We start from the raw sequence: 21,733 nt of genomic DNA on the forward strand, positions 1-21,733 counted from the left end.
ATTTGTATACAAAATTTACATTGCGCACCCAGATTTAACACTTGCAGTTTTTTAGGCAATGGATTATCGCTGAACCTACAAATAAAGAAGACAAGCGGGTTGTTAAAATGTAGTTAAAACAATGGTTTAAAATGTTTCGGTTAACTTCTTGTTTGCTCTATTGGCAATGTGTTTATATTTTGTATCTTGTTTGTCTTTTTTGTTGTTTTTTACTTATTGATTTTTAAAGGTATAAATATTTATATGTTTATTTTTATGGTTTTATAGTTGTGTTTTTAGGGATTATTTTGTTACTTTTGAGGTTTGTATCGTATAGGGTTAGCTTGATAATTTATTTTCATAAATTCAAGATTAAGTTCTGTCTTCCACCGCTAATACAAACTGTAAAGGGGCTTTACAGATAGCTTCCAAAGTTTAGAGTAGTAGAGTTACTTTTTTTACTTTAATTGATACAATTCGGCGTCTTTCACTCATAAGGTTGTTCATGAAATATTTCTTATTAAATATTGCGTTATTATTTAGCTCATTGGTTTTAGCCGAGGAACCTGTCGATCTTGAAATAAATATGAAAAATACGGGCCTTGCGTATAAACAAGCAGTACAGGCAACTCAACTTAGTGAATTTAATACTGCGATTGATGAATTTATAAAGCTAGTAAAAGTAAGTAAAACAGGTAAGTTTTACAAAAAGCCTGAGCAGTCATTGCAGGGCCTTGATAAAGTAATTGCCCAAGCTGAGCTTGCAAAAAAAGCAGCGAATGAGCAGGGTCTAAGTGCAGCAAAAGAACCGTTAAAAAATATAGATAATTTACGTAAAAAATATCATGAGCTACATGAGCCTCCAGGGTTCTTTGAATTACTGTTCGGTTCATAAACCTAAACTATATGTATCTTTAGTCGCTACTTTTAAGCTAATTGCGTTAAAAGTATCTGCAGCAATAAATATAAGGAAACACAATGGAAATTTCAGTTTCAATGTTAGAAGGCCAAAAGCAAAGCGCTAAATTTGGCGACCTAGAAGTAATCAGCGATCAAAGTGTAAACGCTGGTGGCAACGCAGAGCATCCAGAACCGTTTGATTACTTTTTAGTAAGTATGGCTTTATGTGCAGGTTTTTATGCACGTAAATTTTGTGAGCAGCGTGATATTTCAACGCAAGGTATGACGCTTACTCAAAATAATGAAAATGTAGATGATAACGGTAAAAAGTTATTTTCAATTGAGATTAACCTACCAGACGGTTTTCCTGATAAATATAAAAAGGCGCTTATTGCAGCCGTTAATACCTGTACGGTAAAAAAAGTAATTCAGGCAGTGCCAGAGTTTTCAGTAGTGGTAAAATAATCCTCCCTAAATTAGGTAGCTTTAACAAGCTACCTAATTATATGTTGAGCATCCCCGTTTAACTTATTTCTTTTTCATTCCTTGTACTGCTTTAAAGCGTGGGTTGTTTTTACAAATTACAAATACGCGGCCTTTGCGTTTTACAATTTGACACCCCGGGCGTTGCTTCGCACTTTTTAGGGAGCTTAATACTTTCATACCTTTTCCTTTTTAACGGTCGATAAACTTTTAAAACGACGGTTAAACTGTGCAACACGGCCATCTGTAGCAACAGTTTTTTGCTTGCCTGTATAAAATGGATGTGAGTCACTTGATACGTCAATAGGTACATATGGATAAGTATTACCGTCTATTTCTACTGTGCGGCTTGTTTTAATGGTTGAGCCAATAATAAAGTAAGAATCGGCAGCAGTATCGTGAAAAGCAACCACGTGGTAATCAGGATGAATATTTGGTTTCATAATACGCCTCAATAAATGATATGTGATAGTATATCATTTTAATTTAACGTATTTATTCTCCCATTGCAAATTATTTAAATGTTCCCCAAAAAGGCCGTAATTGTTGGCTATTTGCGCAAATAAATCAAAAAATAAGCACTTGAATCAAAAATGCTGGCTATTGGCGTTTAGGCTGTTATAACTATATTTAAGAGTTAAAACGTTAACAAATACGGTTATAAAGTTATTACAGAGGTTATGTATGAGTGACGCAACACAACAACAAGAACAAATTGACCAAGGGGTGATGGAAACCCTAAGAGAGCGCGACCACAGTACCTTGGCGCAACAAGTAAATCCGTTAACCTGCAACCACAATGATATTGTAGAGTTACTAGCAAGGTATATGGCACTAAGCGAGCAAGAAGATGATGAGCTGTTTGATACTTGGTTTGATAACCTAACTAAAGAGCAACATACTGTTTTAAAAGTATTTGAAGTTTACCGTGGACAATATGAGCACCAAAATTAAAGTGTTTATTTTTGTAAGTATGCCAAATCCAGTGGTTATTTAAATAAAATTAAATAGCCACTACTACTTTTTAATTAGAAAGTAGCAATGTTGTATCAACCACTACTCCCACCTGTTTTCATCATAATTTTTTGCGGATTTAATCTTATCTTTATTTAGGTACGACTTACTGATATTCATAAGTATTTATTGCTATTTTAAGGTAATGTTCTAGTTTTAATAGACAGACTATTTATAATTTAAATAAGTTTATCGGATTATATATTCGAAAATACTCGCTCCCATTTCGTAATTCATAAAACACTTAAAATTAATTGAGCTTTAATGATTCAACCTGAGATCCCAAGTAACGAAGCAGAGCGATTACATGCGTTAAAAACATTAAAAATTCTAGATACGTCGCATGAAGAGCGCTTTGATCGTGTTACTCGTATTGCCAAGAGCATGTTTAATGTTTCTATTTCATTGGTTACTTTGATTGACGAAGACCGCCAATGGTTTAAATCTAGGCAGGGGCTTGATGCGCCTGAGCTTCCTCGCGAAACCTCATTTTGTGGCCATACTATAAATCAAGACGAGCTCTTAATAATCCCAGATACAGTTCAAGATAAAAGGTTTTTTGATAACCCTTTTGTTGCAGGCGATCCTAAAGTACGCTTTTATGCTGGCTTTCCTTTAAAATTAAGGCAAGGGGTTATTATAGGCACTTTATGCCTTGCCGATAATAAACCTAGACACCTTAATGATGAAGAAAAACAATTACTAAGAGATTTAGGTACGTTGGTTGAGCAAGAGATTCAATCAATTCAACTAGCTACAATTGACGAGTTAACAAGAATCTCTAACCGGCGTGGCTTTTTGAACCTTGCTGAGCATACACTAAATGTATGTAGGCGAAACAAAGTATCAATGTCGTTTATATTGTTTGATCTTAATAAGTTTAAACAAATTAATGATGTTTATGGACACCACGAAGGCGATTTTGTATTGAATAAATTTGCGCAAATTATGCTTAGTTCATTTTGTAATTGTGAAGTAATAGGCAGACTTGGCGGAGATGAGTTTGTAGTAATGCTAAGTGATTTAGATGAAACAAAAGCTGAGTTTGTTTTACAAAGGTTTGCGGATGCAATTGCGCATGCCAATAATACCTTAAATAAGCCTTATAAAATCGATTACAGTGTAGGGGTAACACACTTTAAATACGATACAGGTAAATCGGTTGAGGATATGATTCAAGATGCTGATGTTGCAATGTATCAGCAAAAAAAGCAGCAATCACTTTAGTGATCTATTTAGTTTAATTGCTGCTTGAACTTCACTTAACTTCCTCATGCTAGTACGAATCTTATAATAGGTAGTTATTGGCTATTGCAGTCATTTTTTGCAGCGGGTGATGCTAAAGACACATTTGGTTGCCAAATCCTGTCCCATATTTTATGAAGATTGTTTAAGTTTGGTCTTTGACTTATTTTTTCAAAGTTACCAATGCTCACCTCTGAATCATTTTTTTGACCCACTACAAAATTAAACACATAGTTGCATTCCATGCCCATACGTAAATCAGAAAGTACAATACTGCTTTGCTGTTGGCGCACCGAATAAAACCCTTTAGTAAACCACTGCAAGCGTTTTATAGCCCATTCATCGCTAATATTATTTAACAATGAAGGCGTTGTTTGATAAGGCGTTAATGTAACATCGCTGGGCGCGTCAAATACTGATGCATAACCTTCGTAGTATTGTCCGTCAGACATCACAACAATACGCCACAGCAAAGTGGTTATCGGGGCAGGCGTACTAATATACGCATTTACTGGTATTTGCCTGTTGTTGAGTGCTGTTTTCACCTTGTCATCAATACTTACTTTTAAAATTAAAGCACAAAATAAATATAGACTACTTAAAACTAAGGCCGCTGAATTTATACGATAAGCCGTTGCTGCTTGTATTTTGGGTATTAGCGTACATATTACGCCAATTAATAAAGGAAGCGTGTAAGCGGGGTCAATAATAAACACACTAGAAACCGCAAAGGGGTACTCAGTAAAAGGCCAGAGTAGTTGTGTACCGTATACCGTTAGGCTGTCTAATATGGCATGTGTAGATAAACTTAAAAATACTAGCCAAAACCAGCGTACTTTATAAATTTGCATTCCGGTGTGTATTTTTAATATTAGCCATACAATGAGCGGGCTAATTAATAAATGTATTAATAACGAATGACTAAAGCTACGGTGATAAGTAAATGCTTCTACAGAGCCACCATATGGCAAAAATACATCTAAATCAGGGAGTGTGCCTAAAATTGCTCCCCATAAAACGGCTTTTCGACCTATTTTATTGCCTAATACCGCATAACCTACAGCACTGCCTAATGCTATCTGCGTTAAAGAATCCATTTTGATTAATACCTTTAATTACTACTTTTATTATTTATACTTTTTGATTATTAAAAAGCGTCAAAAAATAATGTGAAATATTTGATAAGCACATCAATGCCTAAAATTTATAAACTAAGCCTAGGTTTTATAAAATCTAAAAATGCTGTAATGCGAGACGATACAGCACTATTTTTATAATACACGGCTTGTACAACCTCTCGGTTATTAGGTGAGCTAACTGCACTGGGTAACACTTCAACTAATTTACCTGTTTTTAGGTCATTGCCAATCATAAAGTGAGAAAGTAGCGCCACACCTTGGTTTGCAATACATAGTTGGCGCACTGTTTCGCCGCTGCTTGCGCTTAGCGAAAACGTAAATAAAGCGGGCTTTACTAACGGCCAATTGTTTAATTTAGGGAAGTCACTAAAACCAATTATCTTGTGATTTTGTAAGTCATCTATTTGTGTAATTGCTGCGTTGTTTTTTATATATTCTGGGCTGGCTACAATACGTAACTGGCTGCTGCCAAGTTTACGAACATGTAAATTTGAGTCTTTTAAATCACCAATACGTATGGCTAAATCGGTTTTATGTTCAAGTAAATCAATAATGCTGTCGTGTGAGGTTATATCAAGCGTTATTTGAGGGTATTGCTTGGCAAATTCGCCAATTAAAGGCGTAAGTTGGTGCAATACAAAAGGGCTTGCCGCATCTATTCGCAGCTTGCCACTTGGCGCTTGTTTTAAAAGCTTTATGGCTTCTTCACCGGTATAAAGCGTATTTAACCCTTCGCGCGCATATTTTATAAAAGTATGGCCTTCTTCGGTAAGCTCTAATCGGCGTGTTGTTCTGTTTAGCAAAGTGCATTGCAGTGTATTTTCAAGGCGTGATACAGCTCGCGACACTTTAGCCACCTGTTGATCGAGCAAATTAGCCGCCCCCGAAAAGCTTCCGCAATCTACTACCGTTATAAACGTTTCTAAATCTTCAGTTTTTGAATGAACAGCCATAAATATACCAACACCATCTTTGCATTATTAACAAAAGTATTTTGTCACTAATGCTATTTTTTGCAAACGATATTTTAGCCAAACTACATTCTTCAAATATTAATGAGGATATAACTATGCCATTGGCTTTGTGGGCGCTTACCTTAAGCGCATTTGCAATAGGAACAACTGAGTTTGTAATAGTGGGATTAGTACCCACCATTGCAAACGACTTAGGCGTAAGCCTACCTTCAGCAGGTTTGCTTGTAAGTTTATATGCGGTTGGCGTTGCCATCGGTGCGCCGGTGCTAACGGCTTTAACGGGTCGCTGGAATCGTAAAGTGGTACTAATAAGCTTAATGGGCTTATTTGTTTTAGGTAACTTACTTGCATGGCAAGCGCCAAGTTACGAAACATTAATACTTGCGCGCATTTTAACGGGGCTTGCCCACGGTGTGTTTTTTTCAATCGGATCGATGATTGCCACTAGCCTAGTAAGCAAAGACAAAGAAGCCAGTGCAATAGCCATTATGTTTACCGGGCTTACTGTAGCACTCGTAACTGGTGTGCCACTAGGTACATGGATTGGACAACACTTTGGTTGGCGTGCAACGTTTTTAGTTGTGTCGGTATTAGGTTTAATTGCATTAATCGGCAGCTCTATTTTAGTACCAAAAAACTTAAAACAATCAATACCAGCGACGTTTAAAGAGCAACTACAGGTAATCGTAAAACCGCGTTTATTACTGGTGTATTTAATGACGATATTGGGCTATGGCGGCACGTTTACAGCGTTTACTTATTTAGCACCTATTTTAGAGCAACAAACAGGTTTTGCGCCTTCGGCTATTGCCTTAATAATGCTTGTTTACGGTGTATCGGTAGCGGTAGGTAATATTTGGGGTGGAAAGTTGGCCGACAAACGCGGCCCAATTAGCGCACTGAGCATTATATTCAGCGCTTTGAGTATTATTTTACTGATATTTACTTTTACGATGGAATCAAAAATTGCTGCTGTACTTACTATTTTAGTATGGGGCGCATTTGCTTTTGGTAATGTGCCAGGCTTGCAACTTTATGTAGTAAAGCAAGCACAAAAGCACACGCCCAATGCGGTAGATGTTGCATCAGGTTTAAACATAGCCGCATTTAATATTGGTATTGCACTTGGCTCAATTATTGGCGGTAGTGTAGTAGAGAACATGACACTGCAAGATACAGCATGGATAGGCGCCGTTATCTCTGTTTTAGCACTTGGTGTTACACGCTACAGCGGTATGCTTGATAAACGTGAAATTCAGCAAGCATAAAGTATCTTCTGTTAACCTTGAAACTAAAATTAATGACCTCATACCTGTTATGAGGTCATAGAATTTTAAGTGACAGTCTTAATAAGAAGTAAAAGGTGTATTTCGTAAAACTATAGGGCGTGTTGCTCTTTGGTTGTTGAATTTGCAGTAGTAAGTTTGGTTTTTAGGCAAGGCAGAGCCTATGTAGTGTGGTTGTTCCCCATAAATAGGCGATAACGCAGCATAAAAACCAAACATACACTGCCCGTTGGGTTCTTTCTAGGAGCGATTAACTCTTTGTTGCTCGGTTTTTACTTAGCCCACTAGGTTACAAACCTCGCGCCGCGATTAAATCGCCCCTAGATTGAACAAATTTCAATCCACAAAGAACAACACGCCCTAGTGAAGTTTGTATTTTTAACCGATTATTTTATAAGGATAAACCATGACAAAACGTGTAATAGAAATGCCAGAACTAGGTATGGGAACATTCCGTTTGGAGGGCGACACTGCCTATAACTCAGTAAAAATGGCGCTCGAAGTTGGGTTTCGCCATATTGATACTGCACAAATTTATGGCAACGAAGAGCAAGTAGGCCAAGCCATAAAAGATAGTAATATTCCGCGCAGTGAAATATTCTTAACCACCAAAGTGTGGAATAACAAATTAAATAAAAGCGACTTTATCCCAAGCGTTAAAAAGTCACTTGAAAAGCTACAAGTTGATTCGGTCGACTTACTGCTAATTCATTGGCCATCGCCTGCTAACGACGAGCCAATGAGTGAATACCTCACTGAATTACTAAAAGCGAAGCAGCTTGGTTTAACTAAGCACATTGGTGTATCAAACTTCACCATTGCAAACTTAAATGAAGCAATGCAAACACTCGACTCGCGTGAAATATTTACCAATCAGGTTGAGGTTCACCCATATTTAACTAATACTAAATTACGCGCATTTTGTGCTCAGCACGATATACATGTAACTGCGTATATGCCATTTGTAGTAGGTAAAGTACTTAAAGATCAAACTATTATCGACATTGCTAAAAAGCACGATGCAAGTCCAGCACAAGTTGTTTTAGCATGGGTTAACGCAAGCGGCATGACGACAATTCCATCATCAACTAAGCGCAAAAATTTAGAAGATAACTTTAACGACCATATTAAGTTAGATGATGAAGACATAGCCCGCATTGATGGTCTTGATTGTGGCGACCGCCAAGCAACACCAGACTTTGCGCCGCAGTGGGATCAGTAAACTTACCTCAAACGCAAAGTTAAACTAAATATTTTAAGGTGTAGATTATCTACACCTTAACTTTTAAAAAGGAATACACATGTTAACGGTTATAGCTGCACTGTCGTGCAAAAATATTGATGCAGATGTAATGCTTACAGCACTTGAAAACTTACAAAAGTCATCGCGCCAAGAAGTAGGGTGCTTACGTTATGAACTATCGGTAAAAAGTGATAATGAACATACCGATTACGTTGTTAGCGAACAGTGGGCGTCTGACGAGCACTTTGAAGCGCATAAAAACGAGCCACACTTTAAAGCGTTTGGTACGCAAGTTACTGGGCTTTTAACCAATAGTAGTATTGATGTATATAAATCAATTGGTTAAATTCTTTTTACAGTGCCTATTATGGTACGTATTAAAATACTTAGCTAAATTACGTGTAACCAAGTAAATACTCAAATAGGTGCTGTTAACTTACATCACCTTTTATTCTTACACTCCAACCTGCCTAAATACTCAACTTCGCCAATATCAATGAAACCTATTAGGACTCTTTTTTGTTAATGCACAGTGCGTCGAAATCAAAAGAGGTTTATAACTTTATTAAAGTCGTTTTGGTATCACAACCCACTCTAATAAATAGCCTATTTAATTTGTTGTTTACATTAAAGTTCTCTGGTGTAAATTATAGAAATATAATATGGCATTTTAGTCAGCCGTAAATAGTTCGAGTGGTACTGAATAAGAGACTCAAAATAGCAAACTATTTATATATTTTTTGTGTGTTATATTTTTAGAGCTGAGTTAATTAAACTAATAATGGAGACATGGGTATGGAAATTAATAAATCTAATCAATCTATTCTTATTTTTGTAATTCCTTTATTAACTGCGTATTTTGGATCAAAAGTTATATTTCATTTATTTTCTTTTGAGTATCTTGTGTTTACAGATACTTTTGACATTCTAAAGCTACTCATTGATATTAGTGTATTTGGAGTGTTGTTCTATATTAGTTCGCTGGGCGTTGGTTATGTCATCAGAGCTAAAACATAAGTTTTTAATCATTAGCTGGTAAATTGCTAGCTAAAAAATCACAGCCAATAAAGCCTTAACAGCTTTAAACTGTATAATTTATATGGAGATAATAATGAAAAAATTAATCGCAATAGTAGCGTTGTTAGGCTTTGCCTCATTTGCACAAGCTAATGGTAGTTTTGTAGTTAATGCTAAATTTTATGATAATAAAAACTTAATTGGTTCACCTGTTTTAGTAGTCAATTCAAATGAAGAGGCGTCAGTTTCAGTTGATAATTCGTATAGTTTTGCTCTTACAGTAACGCCAATTGATGATTTTACTGTTAGTTTAGCAACTGACCTAAAACTAGGTGGAAAACATATGGCTCCCTCTTTAGTTGTTGAACTAGGTAAAGAAGCAAGTATTAATATTGATGGTAAAGAACTGTCAGTTTTAGTAAGCAAATCAAGCAGCTAATAATTTAAAAACTAGGAATATAATTAATGAGAAACTCAAGAAATGAGATAGTAAAATATGGAGTCTCTTTTGGTACGGCCCTAGCAATTGCTATTTCATGGAGTGCTAATGAGTCTGTGTTATGGGCAATTTTGCACGGTTTTTTGTCTTGGTTTTATGTTATTTGGCATGTAATTACGCGATAAGTATTTTCGCGTGTGCACTCATTGATTATGTATATTTCGGTCAATGTTAATACTCGAGCAATTACCATCTAAAACTATTAAGTTAAAAATATAAAAGGAATAATTAATAATGAAAGGTGCGGGTGGAAGCTCTGGTGGTATTGGGCATTTTTTTATTGGTTTAATTATGATGTGCGGTGGCTTTTATATGCTGCTAAACGCAATTTCGGTGACCTCTAATTTTGGACTAAGTTCTCGCATTTATAGTGTTAATGCTTTAGGTGGCTTTGGCGTTACAGGCGGCATGGTTATGATCCCGTTTATTTTTGGTGTGGGTCTGATTTTTTATAATTCTAAAAATATTTTAGGCTGGGTGCTATCTCTTGGCTCGTTAACCGCACTAATATTTGGTGTTATATCGAGTGTTCGATTTAGTATGCGAACTATGACGTCGTTTGATTTGATCGTTATTATAATTTTAGCGTTTGGCGGTTTAGGACTGTTTTTACGCTCGCTCAAATCTATTGATACTTAAATAATTACCACGCTTTGTTTTAAATACAATTTTAATTATAGGCATTTAACATGATGTTCTAATGCCTAAGCTAATGCATTAATAATGTAATCCTTCCTATTTACTGCTTAACCAGTAACGTATTTTAAAGAGATTTATGTGAACAACTCAATACAGCTAAAACTAATTGCTACTCACTTATTAGCACAAAGAGAAGAAAACCCAGCGCGTTCAAACTTTCCTAAAGAGTTAGTACTAGACTCGACTGACGATGCAATAGAAGTACAAAAGTTGATGATTTATTTAAATGATCAAACTGTATATGGCTGGAAGTGTATGCTGCCTTTAGATGATGGCTCAATTATATTAGCGCCTCTTTTACATGCACCTATAAAACAAGCTGAAAATTGCCCACTGTATACAACAAACAATAAAGCGCTTATTGAACCAGAAATTGCATTTATTTTGCAAAGCGATTTACCAAGTAATAAAACCTATACAAATGAAGACGTAGATACTGTATTTGCCAGCGCCCATTTAGCACTTGAGCTTATTCAAAAAAGGTTTGATGAAGACACTCCAAGCACTCACATTGAAAAACTGGCCGATGGCCTATCCAATCAAGGCGTGTATTTAGGCCCGCAAATAGATAAATCCAAAGCGTATAACGCAAGTACTGTAAATATCAACGTTAAGCAAACTGAGCTGGAGTTAAACTTGGCAGGTGTGCACCCTGCAGAACTTGCGCAGCTTCCTCTTTATTGGGCGGTTAATTACTTATCAGCAAAGGGAATTAACTTAAAAGCAGGGCAAGTGTTTATAACTGGTTCTTACTGTGGTGTGGTTGAGCTTAATACTAATGAGCAAACATGTATTACATATGAAGATTTAAATACATTTAATGTGACATTTTTATCCCATTAAGCGAAGTACTCATTTTAATGGTCATAATTAAACAACCCACTAATTAGTGGGTTGTTTATATTTGGCTAAATTTTAATTATTTGATTTTAGAGAGTAGTGCAGGATTTATTACGAGATTTCGTACGCCGTGGGCATGATCTTCATCAAAGGCGTTACTTTCACACCATTTACCAACACTGTTTATATCAACCTTTGCTACTTTTGGTTTAACTGACCATGTTACTTGAAAAGGAGAGCCTACTTCGTTGTAATTCGGGCCAGTAGTTGAACCGCTATAAACAACCGGTTTACCCGTATTTGTAGGTGTAGCAATAGCCTGATAGTAACCATTAACAGATGACACGGCGCTTATTTGAGCAAAATCAAGTGCGTTAGCATCGTTTACTAATACATATACTTGAGCTTCAACACGTAGTTGCGGATTTTTAATCGAATCACTTAAACAACTCCCCAAGGTAGGGCCTGGTTTTACAATTGCTGACGTATGAACGTTATGAACCTCAATGGTATCGCCAACTAATAGCGCGCCGTGATCGCTTGGACAAATTTCAATTTTTGCTGGTTTACTTTCACCTTTAGTTAAAGAGCCTGAATATAAGTAGCCACTTTGAAAACCTTTTCCATTACCATTTCCTGCATATTTGCTAAATTCGCCACCGGCATGTTCAGCATTTTTATGAAAGTGTATATTGCATAAGTTCATATTTGATGAAGTTGGGGCATGAGAGAAAACTGCCGTGTTTTCGCCTTTATAATTATCAATATTGCGTGGAGATTGTGGCCCAAAACCTTTATTAGCGGTGTTTTTAGCAAGCGCTGCACGCTGTATTTTTATTATGTCGTCATTTACTATTTCGTGGTTAGCTTTAGCTGGTGTATTAAAAGATAGGATAGTGATTACAGCAGAAATTACACTTATTTGTGTTTTGATTGTCATTGAGTCAGTGCCTTTAAATTATATTTTGCGTAACAATTAAGTTAACAGATCTTGTTTTTCGTCAAATAATCCTAAAATAATTAAACTAATGCAAAACTATTTAATAGATAAATCGTATTTTAAAATAAGTGCATCTATATAGCGGGTGCGTAATGTATGTTGTTTTTCATGATCGGCGCCATGCCCTAACGCTTTGTTTAAAAGCTTCATGGCGGGGTGTAGTAGCGCTCTTTCTTCTTGGCTTAAACTCGCTTTACTGCGCAGTTCTGTAATGTCGTCAACTAATAGCCTGCCAATGTCTACCGAGACTATTTCGTCTATTAATCCATTTTGAGTAAGTACGCCATATTTACTGCATAAAAACTGTTGCCAAACTTGCTGTAAGTGCTCGTCTATTTCACAGCCAAATAGCTCTTCGCTAAACGTAAATCCTTGCTGAGCGAGTTTAGTTAGGCTTGCAGTATATTGCTGCGCAAAATAATTAAATGCATGGCTTGATGATTCTATTTTTTGTTTTAAAAGACCTTGCCCCCAATTAACACAGCCGCGCGGATAATAGTCGTCATACTCTTCGCATTCATACAAACCCGAATATGAGCTGCAGCTAAGTTGACTTTTAATACAGTAACTTGGTTTGGGGAACACACTTCGCTCTTGCCAAGCTAAAAGTGTATCTGCATCTATGTTTAATGCTTGGCACAGTTCATCGGTGTTATAAAAATGAGTTGCTAAGTAGTCAGATAAACGCATAAAGCCTCTGGTATCGTTAAAAATAAAATACTGTTTATATATACAGTTATTCATTTTGTATTACCAAACTCAATAACACAAGCGATTTTATAATTAAATGTGCGCTTATACCTCCAAAAATACTGGCAAGTATGTTACAAATAGCGCAAGTTTTATAAATAATGAATTTTTATGCGCACCCTAGACCAAATTAAACAAGCAAGCCTTATTACAGCTATTAAAACGCCATACTTAGCAAACGGTGAAATTGATCTCGCAAAGTACGATGAACTCGTTGAAATACAAATTGCAGCGGGCGTTGATGGCATTGTAGTTGGTGGCACAACAGGCGAAGGCCAGTTAATGAACTGGGAAGAGCATTTAATGCTTATAGCGCACAGTGCAAACAAGTATGGTGACAAACTGGTTATTGTTGGTAATACCGGTAGTAACAACACCCGTGAAGCGATTAAAGCAACTAAATATGGCTTTGCCAGCGGTATGGATGCAGCACTGCAAATTAACCCATATTATGGACGTACGTCAATCGCGGGTGTTAAAGAGCACTTTAAACGAGTACTTGATATTGGACCTGCCTTTATTTACAACGTAGCCGGTCGCACAGGCCAAGACCTAACACCTGATATTATTGAACCATTAGCACAGCACTCGAACCTAATTGGTATTAAAGAATGTGGCGGCAATGAGCGCATTGCACGCTATGAGCAGCAAGGCATTGCGTGTTGGTCGGGTAACGACGATGAAGCACACGACGCTCGTCATGTACACAAAGCTCACGGTGTTATTTCGGTTACTTCTAACCTTATTCCTGGGTTGTTTCGCCAATTAATGGATACTAAAAATGATGAGTTAAATACGTCATTACAACCATTAATGAGCTGGTTGTTCTGTGAGCCAAACCCTATTGCTATTAACACTGCGATGATGATGACAGGTGCAGTAAATCCAGTATTTAGATTACCGTATTTACCGCTTAGTGATGAGCAACAAAAAGTAGGTTTGCCATTAATAAATGAGCTTAACGAACGTGAAGTTGTCGGTGGTAAAGCACAGTTATTAAAACAAAATGAGGTATTAACGCTTTCTTGAGTTGATAATCAATATTTTAATGACTTAACAAACTAATTTTTAGCTTTTAATCCAGTTTAAAGCTAACTGTTGACTCGTTTTTGCTGTATAATTTGCGACCCTTGATAATGTGGCCGTAGGTTATACAGCATGAATTTTAAATCTTTTAGTTTCGCTCCTGAAATCATCCAGGCGTTGGACGAACTTAACTATCACACTCTTACGCCCATTCAGCGCGCAGCAATCCCTGCTGTTCGTAAAGGTAAAGACGTTTTAGCCAGTGCACAAACTGGTACCGGCAAAACTGCCGCGTTTGCTTTACCTATCATCCAAAAATTGGTTGAGTCTGAACTCAGCACAACGAATGCACCTCATGCGTTAGTACTTGCTCCAACGCGTGAACTTGCAGAGCAAATTGCAAATAATTTTAGAGATTTTGCAAAGCATACATCACTTAAAGTCGTTAGTTTATTTGGTGGGGTTAGTACCGCCGGCCAAGCAAACGCTTTAAAAGAAGGTGTGGATATTGTTGTTGCAACACCAGGTCGTTTATTTGATCATATTCGTTTAGGTAACTTGAGCCTTGCAAGTGTTAAGCACCTTGTTCTTGATGAAGCCGACCGTATGCTTGATATGGGCTTTATTGAAGACATGCAAAACGTGATTAAAAGCTGTGCAGAAGAGCGCCAGATTTTACTTTTCTCTGCTACTTTCCCTGCAGCAATTAAACAATTTGCATCTAAAGTATTAAAACAAGCTGAAATAGTGCGTGTTGATCAAACTAACAGTACAGCAAGTACTGTTGAGCATGTTGTTTACCCTGTTGAAGAACGTCGTAAGCAAGAGCTACTTTCTGAATTGATTGGTAAGAAAAACTGGCAACAAGTGCTTGTATTTGTAAACATGAAAGAAACAGCTGATGAGCTTGTTAAAGAGCTTAACCTTGATGGTATTCCGGCAGGCGTTTGCCACGGTGATAAATCTCAAGGTAACCGTCGTCGTGCTTTACGTGAATTTAAAGAAGGCAAGGTACGCGTATTAGTGGCTACAGAAGTCGCTGCTCGTGGTATTGATATTGATGGCTTACCTCGTGTAATTAATATTGATTTACCTTGGCTTGCAGAAGATTACGTTCACCGTATTGGCCGTACAGGTCGTGCTGGTCGCCAAGGCCAAGCAATCTCATTTGTTAGCCGCGAAGAAGAAAATACATTATTTGAAATTGAAACGTTAATCGGTCAAAAAATCAAACGTGTATATTTAGAAGGTTACGAAGTAAGTAATCGCGAAGTGCTAATTGATAAAATTGGTAAAAAGCCAGCGCATTTACGCCGTACACGTTCTAACAAGTTATCAGGACAAGCAACCGGTGAAGCGAGAGCAGTAAATCGCTCACGTATTTCAAGCGTTCGTAAAAGCTTAAAAGGCGAAAAACTGTCACTTAAAAAGTCATAGTTAACGCCGTTTAGTTTAAAAAAGCCTGAGTTTACTCAGGTTTTTTTGTGCCTGGTGATAACACCTCATCAATAATGTTTGCGTATAAATAAGCCGCTTGCTCGTCCTCTTTATTTGCTATTATGGACAAACCAACCGGTAAACCACTTACTTTTCCGACTGGTAGGGTTATGTGCGTTGTGCCAGCAATAGCAGATAACGAACTACTACTGCCATTAAAATTATCACCATTAACTAAGTCAGTTTTCCAGGCCGGTGATACTGTAGGCGCTATAACAATATCAAGCTTGTTGTTTTTATATACATTAACAATGGCTGTCGTTGCTAAAGTGCGATAGCGTTCTTTAGTCTCCTGATATTTTTGTTTGTTAGTTAAATCAATAGCCTGCGATTGAACTAGGATGTCTTGCTCAAAATGGGGCATTTCTGTTTTTTTATTTTGAATATTAAAATTAATAAGTGCTTTTAGGCTTTTAACAGCCACTTGTGTTGGAGTGCTTGCGAGGTAGTGATTAATTTCGGCTTTGAAGTCGTAAAGTAAAATATAGTATTCATCAGCAAATAGCGTATCTAAGTTATCAGTAATATCTACATTTATAACAGTGTGCCCAGCCTGTTGTAATGCTTGTAACTGCTTGGCATAAAGGCGCTGCGTTTCAACTGTAAACTTATCGCTAGGTAGCGCACCAATAATAAGTGACGATTTTGATTTTAGATTACCTGCTTTTAATTCAAACCCTGTAGTTGTTGCATCAAGGGAGTCCTCACCTTGCAAAACTGATAAAACCAGCAGTGCATCTTTAAGTGAATGCGCCATCGGCCCTACTGAATCTTGACTGCTAGAAAGAGGTATAACGCCTGAGCGTGATACTTGGCCCATACTCGGTTTTATTGCATAAACTCCATTTACTGAGGCAGGGCACGTAATTGAACCGTCTGTTTCAGTCCCTAATGCTATGGGCGCAAAGTTAAGTGCGACTGCCACAGCAGAGCCTGCACTAGAACCACATGGATTACGTGTTACATCGTGCGCATTATGTGTTTGTCCGCCTACGGCACTCCAGCCTGACGATGAATAGGATGAACGAAAATTTGCCCATTCACTTAAATTAGCTTTGCCTAAAATTATAGCGCCCGCATTACGTAGTTGTTTAACAACAAAAGCATCATTATCAGTAACGTTATTTTTAAGTGCTAAAGAGCCAGCCGTTGTGGGAAGTGTGCCCTTCGTTTCTATATTATCTTTAAGAAGTACAGGTATTCCGTGTAATGGACCTGCCCAAGTGCCTTTGGCGGCAAGTTCATCTAACGTTTTAGCTTGAGCAATAGCTGTAGGCTCAATACTAATAACTGCATTGTATTGTGGGTTAAGTTTATTAATTCGCTCTATATAACTTTGGGTGAGTTGCTGTGCATTAATAGAATTATTTTTATATGCAGTGTGGATTTCATCGATGGTTTTTAGCTCTTGTGCTTTAGCGTTAAAAATTGCTAATACACTAAGCAACGAAAAGGTAAATGTTTTGATCATTGTTGAGGTGCTTGAGTTGTTATTATTTTCTATATATTTAGCACAAAAAAACCTCACAAAGTGAGGCTTTTCGATAAACAGCTTAAAAAAGAGGTTTAAGCGTTTTCTAACATAGACAGTGCGACTGCTTCAGCTGCTTTAATACCATCAATACCCGCTGATAAAATACCGCCAGCGTAACCTGCGCCTTCACCTGCAGGGTAAAGCCCTTTGGTGTTAATACTTTGGAATGTTTTATCACGCTTAATACTAATAGGCGACGAAGTACGTGTTTCCACACCGGTTAATAAACCGTCGTTAGTTGAAAAACCACGAATTTGTTTATTAAACGCTGGTATCGCTTCGCGAAGGGCATCAATTGCAAATTGTGGTAACACTTTACTCAAGTCAGTTAACTTAATACCAGGAGTGTAAGAGGGTTGTACTTCACCTAAGTCTGCAGATGATTTACCTTTTAAGAAATCTCCAATTAACTGTGCTGGTGCATCGTAGTTGCTACCACCAAGCTCATACGCTTGCTCTTCAAGTTTGCGTTGTAAGTCTATTCCAGCAAGTGGATTACCAGGGAAATCTTGCTCTGGTGATATACCTACCACAATAGCGCTGTTAGCGTTGCGCTCACTTCGTGAATATTGGCTCATACCATTGGTAACAACGCGACCTTCTTCAGAGGTTGCAGCGACTACTGTGCCACCTGGGCACATACAAAAGCTGTAAACTGTACGGCCATTGTCACAGTGATGAACAAGTTTATAATCGGCAGAGCCCAAAATTGGGTTTCCTGCATTTGTACCAAAACGACATTCATCGATCATTGATTGTTTATGTTCGATTCTAAAACCGACTGAGAATGGCTTTGCTTCAACATAAATCCCTTTTTTGTGGATCATATCAAACGTGTCACGTGCGCTATGGCCAACGGCTAATACAACATGTCGAGTGTTTAGTTGCTCGCCATTTGAAAGTGTTAAACCTGTTACTTGCCCGTCGTCTAAATGGATATCGTCAACACGTGTGCTAAAGCGAATTTCGCCGCCAAGCTCTATTATACGAGCGCGCATTTTTTCAATCATGGTGACAAGTTTAAACGTACCAATGTGTGGCTTACTTACGTATAAAATTTCATCGGGTGCGCCTGCTTCTACAAATTCAGTAATGACTTTTCGGCCATAATGCTTTGGATCTTTTACTTGGCTGTATAACTTACCGTCTGAGAATGTACCTGCGCCACCTTCACCAAATTGTACATTTGATTCTGTATTAAGTGTGCGTTTACGCCAAAAGCCAAACGTGTCTTTTGTACGTTCACGTACTTCTTTACCGCGCTCTAATATAATGGGTTTAAAGCCCATTTGAGCAAGTAATAAGCCCGCAAATAAACCACAAGGACCAAAACCAATCACGACAGGGCGCTCTTTGATATTATTGTTAGCTTGGGCTACAAATTTATAACTTGTGTCTGGTGCTACTTTTACATGTTGGTCTTTTTCAAATGCTGCGAGTAGCTCGGCTTCGTTATCAACTTCTATATCGAGTGTATAAATAAGTAAAATAGCTGATTTTTTACGTGCATCATAACCACGTTTAAACACATTAAAACTGTGCAATTGTTCAGGTTGGATTTTGAGTTTATTTACAATTGCTTGACCAATTGCGTCTTCGTCATGATCAAGTGGCAGCTTTATTTCGGTTAAACGTATCATTTATATCTCTTTTAGGTGTCATAGCGGGGTATTATTACCGCTCACAATAAGGGGATGCAGGGCACAACGAGTGTGCAAACATTAGGCGCGCATTTTACGTTAAAATAGCCTGATATGGCACTTATTTATTGTATTTTTGGAGTGGATGGGTATGATCCACAACTGTTGTTCAAAATCTTAGGTATTAAAATAGTATGGCGTTTGTTGTCACCGAAAATTGTATAAAATGTAAGTACACCGATTGCGTATCAGTGTGCCCAGCAGATGCATTTTTTGAAGGCCCTAATTTTTTAGCAATTAGCCCGATTGATTGTATCGATTGTGGTTTATGTGTCCCTGAGTGTTCAGCTGATGCGATATACCAAGAAGATGAGCTACCAGAGTCTCAAAAAGAGTTTACTGAATTAAATGCTGAACTTGCACTGGTCTGGCCGCGCATTACAGAGGTTAAACCTGCACCAGAGGACGCTGATGTATGGAATGGCATAGACGATAAGCTTAAACTACTCGAAACATAATACATAACAATTAGTTACTCCTTTATCATTAAATAGTTAATTTTTCATTTCAAAGTATTAACAAATGTACCTGGATAAATTACAATCCTCAGCTTAAGTTGCTCATTATGAGTAATTACAGTCTAAATGGATGTTTATGCAGTACTTTATAACTATAATAAAAAAGTTTACCTTCCTATTTTTAAGTTTTGCTTTATTACTTTCAAGCCTTGATGTAGCGGCTAAAAAACAGCAAGTATCCTTATCCCGTATTGATTCAAATATCACCGTTGATGGTGTTATGGATGAGGCGCACTGGCAAAATGCAACACGTGTATCTTTACTCTACCAAGATGAGCCTAACGAAAAAGGCACTCCTCCTGTAAAAACTGATGCCTTTATTTACGAAGATGGCACTAACTTATATGTTGGTTTTATTGCTGAGGATCCTAACCCTGAGCAAATTCGTGCATCACTTCGTGACCGCGATACGCTATGGGAAGACGACGTAGTTATTCTTGTTATTGATACATTTAATGATGAACGCAGTGGTTATGAATTCCATGTGAACCCGCTGGGCGCGCAAGGCGATATACGAATGACCGACACCGATGGGTGGAGTTCTGATACCTCATGGAATGCTATTTGGGATAGCGCAGGACAAATTAACGACAAAGGTTATGTTGTTGAAATGCGTATTCCTTTTAAAGCACTGCGTTTTCCTGAAAATAAAAATGAGCTAACGTGGGGTTTTTCTGTAATGAGAAACTACCAACGTGATGTGCTATATCAGCTATCAAATATGGGGTTTGATAGAAATGTGAAATGCAGCCTTTGCCAGTTTGATAAGTTAGTTGGATTTAGTGACATTGAATCAAGTAAAAATATCCAATTAACACCTACATTAACCACACTGCGTAACGATAATAAATCTGCGTTGCCAGGTGATTGGGATAAGGGTGATATAGATACTGAAGTGGGTTTAGATTTACGCTGGGGTTTAACAAAAGATGCTGTTTTAAACGCGACAATTAATCCTGATTTTTCGCAAGTAGAAACTGACTCTTTAGAGCTTGATGTAAATACAACCTTCTCAATTTATTACGCTGAAAAACGTCCTTTCTTTTTAGATGGTGCTTCTTACTTTAAAAGTAGCTTATTTGAGCTTTTATATACACGTACAATTGCAGAGCCTACTTTAGGTGCAAAGCTGACGGGTAAAACGGGCGATCATAGTTATGCGCTAATGCTAGCTGATGACGACAATAGTAATATTTTACTGCCAACGAATCAGGGCTCTGGCTTTGCAAGCTTAAACGAAAAAACGAATGCAGCCGCAGGGCGTTATCAATATGACTTAGGTCAGCAAGGTACTATTGGTATTTCAAGCACGCACAGAGAGAGTGATGACTATCACAACACTGTATTATCAGTGGATGGTAGCTACTGGTTTAATCAATCGGATACTCTTTTGTATCAAGTATCATCTGCTGATACTCGTAACTCTGAATTTTTAATTCAAAATTATAATCTATCCGAAACTCAATCAGATGAAGCTTATGCTCTAGAATTTACCCGCGATAAACGTGATTACAAATTATTTGCATCTTATGAAAATATTGGGCAGGACTACCGCACTGATTTAGGTTATCAAGCTAAAGTCGATTATGAAAAAGTAGGCTTTGGTGGCGGACAAACATGGTACAGAGATGAGTCTGATTTACTTACCTCATGGTCATACGAAGCTGACTGGGATAAAACGTGGGCGCAAAATGGCGATTTACTTGAAGAAGAATACGAAGGCTTTTTGAGTTTTAAAGGCCAAAAACAATCTATTTTTGAAATTGGTTTAGTACACCGTTATGAAAATTATAATGACAATTTTTATAATCAAAATATTGGTTTTATTTATACGGGCTTTAAACCCACTAAAGATTTAAAGTTATCATTATATGTTGAATACGCTAGCCGCATTGATTATGCAAATGAGCAATTAGGTGATGCGTTTGACACCCAAACCCAAATGGTGTGGGACATTAACGACCATTGGCAGCTCGATGTAAAACATAACTACAGCCAATTAGATAACCCACAAGGGGAGCGTGTATTTACAGCTAACTTAGTTGATTTTAGGCTTCATTATAAATTTAGTATGCGTTCAATTCTTAAGCTTATTTTACAATTTGAAGATATTGATAGAGACGAAAATGCCTACTTTTATCAAGTTAGCCAAATTAACAAAGACTATGGTAGTCAGCTTGTTTACTCATATAAAATTAATGCGCAAACACTGTTTTATTTGGGTTACTCAGATAGAGGTTACCAAGACGATTCTCTTAAAAATATTGAGCGAGATCAGCGTACCTTATTTACAAAAGTTAGCTATGCATGGCAGCTTTAAACATTAATAATAACTTTATTAGCGATAATTCCTACCAGTTTGAGTAGCAATGCATAATGCGCAAGAATAA

General features: G+C 37.3%; 24 protein-coding genes. 16 read left to right on the forward strand and 8 right to left on the reverse strand.

The window, feature by feature from the left end; genetic code table 11:
* Positions 1–484: 484 nt before the first annotated feature.
* Together QMA08_RS06555 and QMA08_RS06560 are read left to right on the forward strand one after the other, a co-directional pair.
* Entirely contained in the window at positions 485–874 is a 390-nt protein-coding gene (locus QMA08_RS06555; RefSeq protein WP_154902890.1) for a cytochrome b562, read from the forward strand.
* 83 nt (positions 875–957) lie between these two features.
* Positions 958–1,344 carry an OsmC family protein gene (locus QMA08_RS06560; protein ID WP_182753230.1) on the forward strand — a complete coding sequence of 129 codons (387 nt, stop codon included), beginning with the start codon at positions 958–960 and terminating at the stop codon, positions 1,342–1,344.
* A 63-nt stretch (positions 1,345–1,407) separates the two neighbouring features.
* On the opposite strand, the gene ykgO is transcribed toward QMA08_RS06560, so the two are convergent.
* Both ykgO and QMA08_RS06570 read right to left on the reverse strand, forming a co-directional pair.
* The gene (gene ykgO, locus QMA08_RS06565) at positions 1,408–1,542 is read right to left on the reverse strand and encodes a type B 50S ribosomal protein L36 (RefSeq protein WP_002958669.1); all 135 of its coding nucleotides are present in this window, start codon (positions 1,540–1,542) and stop codon (positions 1,408–1,410) included.
* Positions 1,539–1,805 carry a type B 50S ribosomal protein L31 gene (locus QMA08_RS06570; protein WP_290173994.1) on the reverse strand — a complete coding sequence of 89 codons (267 nt, stop codon included), beginning with the start codon at positions 1,803–1,805 and terminating at the stop codon, positions 1,539–1,541. The genes ykgO and QMA08_RS06570 overlap by 4 nt, the downstream gene beginning before the upstream one ends.
* A 241-nt stretch (positions 1,806–2,046) precedes the next feature.
* Between QMA08_RS06570 and QMA08_RS06575 the strand changes: the two genes are divergently transcribed.
* On the forward strand, positions 2,047–2,316 hold the full coding sequence (locus tag QMA08_RS06575) for a hypothetical protein (protein ID WP_039487544.1): 270 nt from the start codon (positions 2,047–2,049) through the stop codon (positions 2,314–2,316).
* A 324-nt stretch (positions 2,317–2,640) separates the two neighbouring features.
* The gene (locus QMA08_RS06580) at positions 2,641–3,603 is read left to right on the forward strand and encodes a sensor domain-containing diguanylate cyclase (RefSeq protein WP_290173995.1); all 963 of its coding nucleotides are present in this window, start codon (positions 2,641–2,643) and stop codon (positions 3,601–3,603) included.
* A gap of 74 nt (positions 3,604–3,677) precedes the next feature.
* Here the strand turns inward: QMA08_RS06580 and QMA08_RS06585 are convergent, their stop codons facing one another.
* Together QMA08_RS06585 and QMA08_RS06590 are read right to left on the reverse strand one after the other, a co-directional pair.
* Positions 3,678–4,718 carry a metal-dependent hydrolase gene (locus QMA08_RS06585; RefSeq protein WP_290173996.1) on the reverse strand — a complete coding sequence of 347 codons (1,041 nt, stop codon included), beginning with the start codon at positions 4,716–4,718 and terminating at the stop codon, positions 3,678–3,680.
* Positions 4,719–4,825: 107 nt separating this feature from the next.
* Positions 4,826–5,713 (reverse strand): LysR family transcriptional regulator, encoded by an 888-nt coding sequence (locus QMA08_RS06590; RefSeq protein WP_290173997.1) that lies wholly within the window; start codon positions 5,711–5,713, stop codon positions 4,826–4,828.
* A gap of 116 nt (positions 5,714–5,829) precedes the next feature.
* Between QMA08_RS06590 and QMA08_RS06595 the strand changes: the two genes are divergently transcribed.
* From QMA08_RS06595 to QMA08_RS06630, 8 genes are all read left to right on the forward strand, one after another.
* The gene (locus tag QMA08_RS06595) at positions 5,830–7,002 is read left to right on the forward strand and encodes an MFS transporter (RefSeq protein ID WP_039487557.1); all 1,173 of its coding nucleotides are present in this window, start codon (positions 5,830–5,832) and stop codon (positions 7,000–7,002) included.
* 424 nt (positions 7,003–7,426) lie between these two features.
* Positions 7,427–8,242, forward strand: coding sequence for a 2,5-didehydrogluconate reductase DkgB (dkgB, locus tag QMA08_RS06600; protein ID WP_290173998.1), 816 nt, complete (start codon positions 7,427–7,429; stop codon positions 8,240–8,242).
* A gap of 79 nt (positions 8,243–8,321) precedes the next feature.
* Positions 8,322–8,609: a putative quinol monooxygenase gene (locus QMA08_RS06605; protein ID WP_024605502.1), complete on the forward strand. Its 288-nt coding sequence runs from the start codon at positions 8,322–8,324 to the stop codon at positions 8,607–8,609.
* A 449-nt stretch (positions 8,610–9,058) separates the two neighbouring features.
* Positions 9,059–9,280: a hypothetical protein gene (locus QMA08_RS06610; protein ID WP_039487563.1), complete on the forward strand. Its 222-nt coding sequence runs from the start codon at positions 9,059–9,061 to the stop codon at positions 9,278–9,280.
* Between the two features lie 94 nt (positions 9,281–9,374).
* Positions 9,375–9,719 carry a hypothetical protein gene (locus tag QMA08_RS06615; RefSeq protein WP_290173999.1) on the forward strand — a complete coding sequence of 115 codons (345 nt, stop codon included), beginning with the start codon at positions 9,375–9,377 and terminating at the stop codon, positions 9,717–9,719.
* Between the two features lie 26 nt (positions 9,720–9,745).
* Positions 9,746–9,904, forward strand: a complete 159-nt coding sequence (locus QMA08_RS06620) for a hypothetical protein (RefSeq protein WP_007378675.1) — start codon at positions 9,746–9,748, stop codon at positions 9,902–9,904.
* A 109-nt stretch (positions 9,905–10,013) separates the two neighbouring features.
* Positions 10,014–10,418 (forward strand): hypothetical protein, encoded by a 405-nt coding sequence (locus QMA08_RS06625; protein WP_002958658.1) that lies wholly within the window; start codon positions 10,014–10,016, stop codon positions 10,416–10,418.
* Positions 10,419–10,556: 138 nt separating this feature from the next.
* A complete protein-coding gene (locus QMA08_RS06630; protein ID WP_290174000.1) occupies positions 10,557–11,321 on the forward strand; it encodes a 2-keto-4-pentenoate hydratase in 765 nt (254 codons plus the stop codon).
* Between the two features lie 76 nt (positions 11,322–11,397).
* Here QMA08_RS06630 and QMA08_RS06635 read toward each other — a convergent pair whose 3' ends face one another.
* Complete coding sequence (locus QMA08_RS06635; protein WP_290174001.1) at positions 11,398–12,258, reverse strand: delta-class carbonic anhydrase; 861 nt, start codon at positions 12,256–12,258, stop codon at positions 11,398–11,400.
* A gap of 96 nt (positions 12,259–12,354) precedes the next feature.
* Positions 12,355–13,008 carry a DUF6058 family natural product biosynthesis protein gene (locus tag QMA08_RS06640; protein WP_193227148.1) on the reverse strand — a complete coding sequence of 218 codons (654 nt, stop codon included), beginning with the start codon at positions 13,006–13,008 and terminating at the stop codon, positions 12,355–12,357.
* Between the two features lie 171 nt (positions 13,009–13,179).
* Between QMA08_RS06640 and dapA the strand changes: the two genes are divergently transcribed.
* Together dapA and QMA08_RS06650 are read left to right on the forward strand one after the other, a co-directional pair.
* Positions 13,180–14,097, forward strand: a complete 918-nt coding sequence (gene dapA / locus QMA08_RS06645) for a 4-hydroxy-tetrahydrodipicolinate synthase (protein WP_290174002.1) — start codon at positions 13,180–13,182, stop codon at positions 14,095–14,097.
* 129 nt (positions 14,098–14,226) lie between these two features.
* Positions 14,227–15,531: a DEAD/DEAH box helicase gene (locus QMA08_RS06650; RefSeq protein WP_002958629.1), complete on the forward strand. Its 1,305-nt coding sequence runs from the start codon at positions 14,227–14,229 to the stop codon at positions 15,529–15,531.
* Positions 15,532–15,562: 31 nt separating this feature from the next.
* Here QMA08_RS06650 and QMA08_RS06655 read toward each other — a convergent pair whose 3' ends face one another.
* The gene (locus QMA08_RS06655; protein ID WP_290174003.1) at positions 15,563–17,062 is read right to left on the reverse strand and encodes an amidase family protein; all 1,500 of its coding nucleotides are present in this window, start codon (positions 17,060–17,062) and stop codon (positions 15,563–15,565) included.
* 95 nt (positions 17,063–17,157) lie between these two features.
* Positions 17,158–18,765: an NAD(P)/FAD-dependent oxidoreductase gene (locus QMA08_RS06660; RefSeq protein WP_002958627.1), complete on the reverse strand. Its 1,608-nt coding sequence runs from the start codon at positions 18,763–18,765 to the stop codon at positions 17,158–17,160.
* A gap of 194 nt (positions 18,766–18,959) precedes the next feature.
* Here QMA08_RS06660 and fdxA point away from each other — a divergent pair, with 194 nt between their 5' ends.
* Together fdxA and QMA08_RS06670 are read left to right on the forward strand one after the other, a co-directional pair.
* Entirely contained in the window at positions 18,960–19,283 is a 324-nt protein-coding gene (gene fdxA, locus QMA08_RS06665; protein WP_002958626.1) for a ferredoxin FdxA, read from the forward strand.
* Positions 19,284–19,419: 136 nt separating this feature from the next.
* Complete coding sequence (locus QMA08_RS06670) at positions 19,420–21,663, forward strand: carbohydrate binding family 9 domain-containing protein (RefSeq protein WP_002958625.1); 2,244 nt, start codon at positions 19,420–19,422, stop codon at positions 21,661–21,663.
* Positions 21,664–21,733 lie beyond the last annotated feature (70 nt).

Origin of the sequence: Pseudoalteromonas sp. APC 3355 (genome assembly GCF_030407615.1) — a bacterium.
Taxonomy (GTDB): domain Bacteria; phylum Pseudomonadota; class Gammaproteobacteria; order Enterobacterales; family Alteromonadaceae; genus Pseudoalteromonas; species Pseudoalteromonas distincta.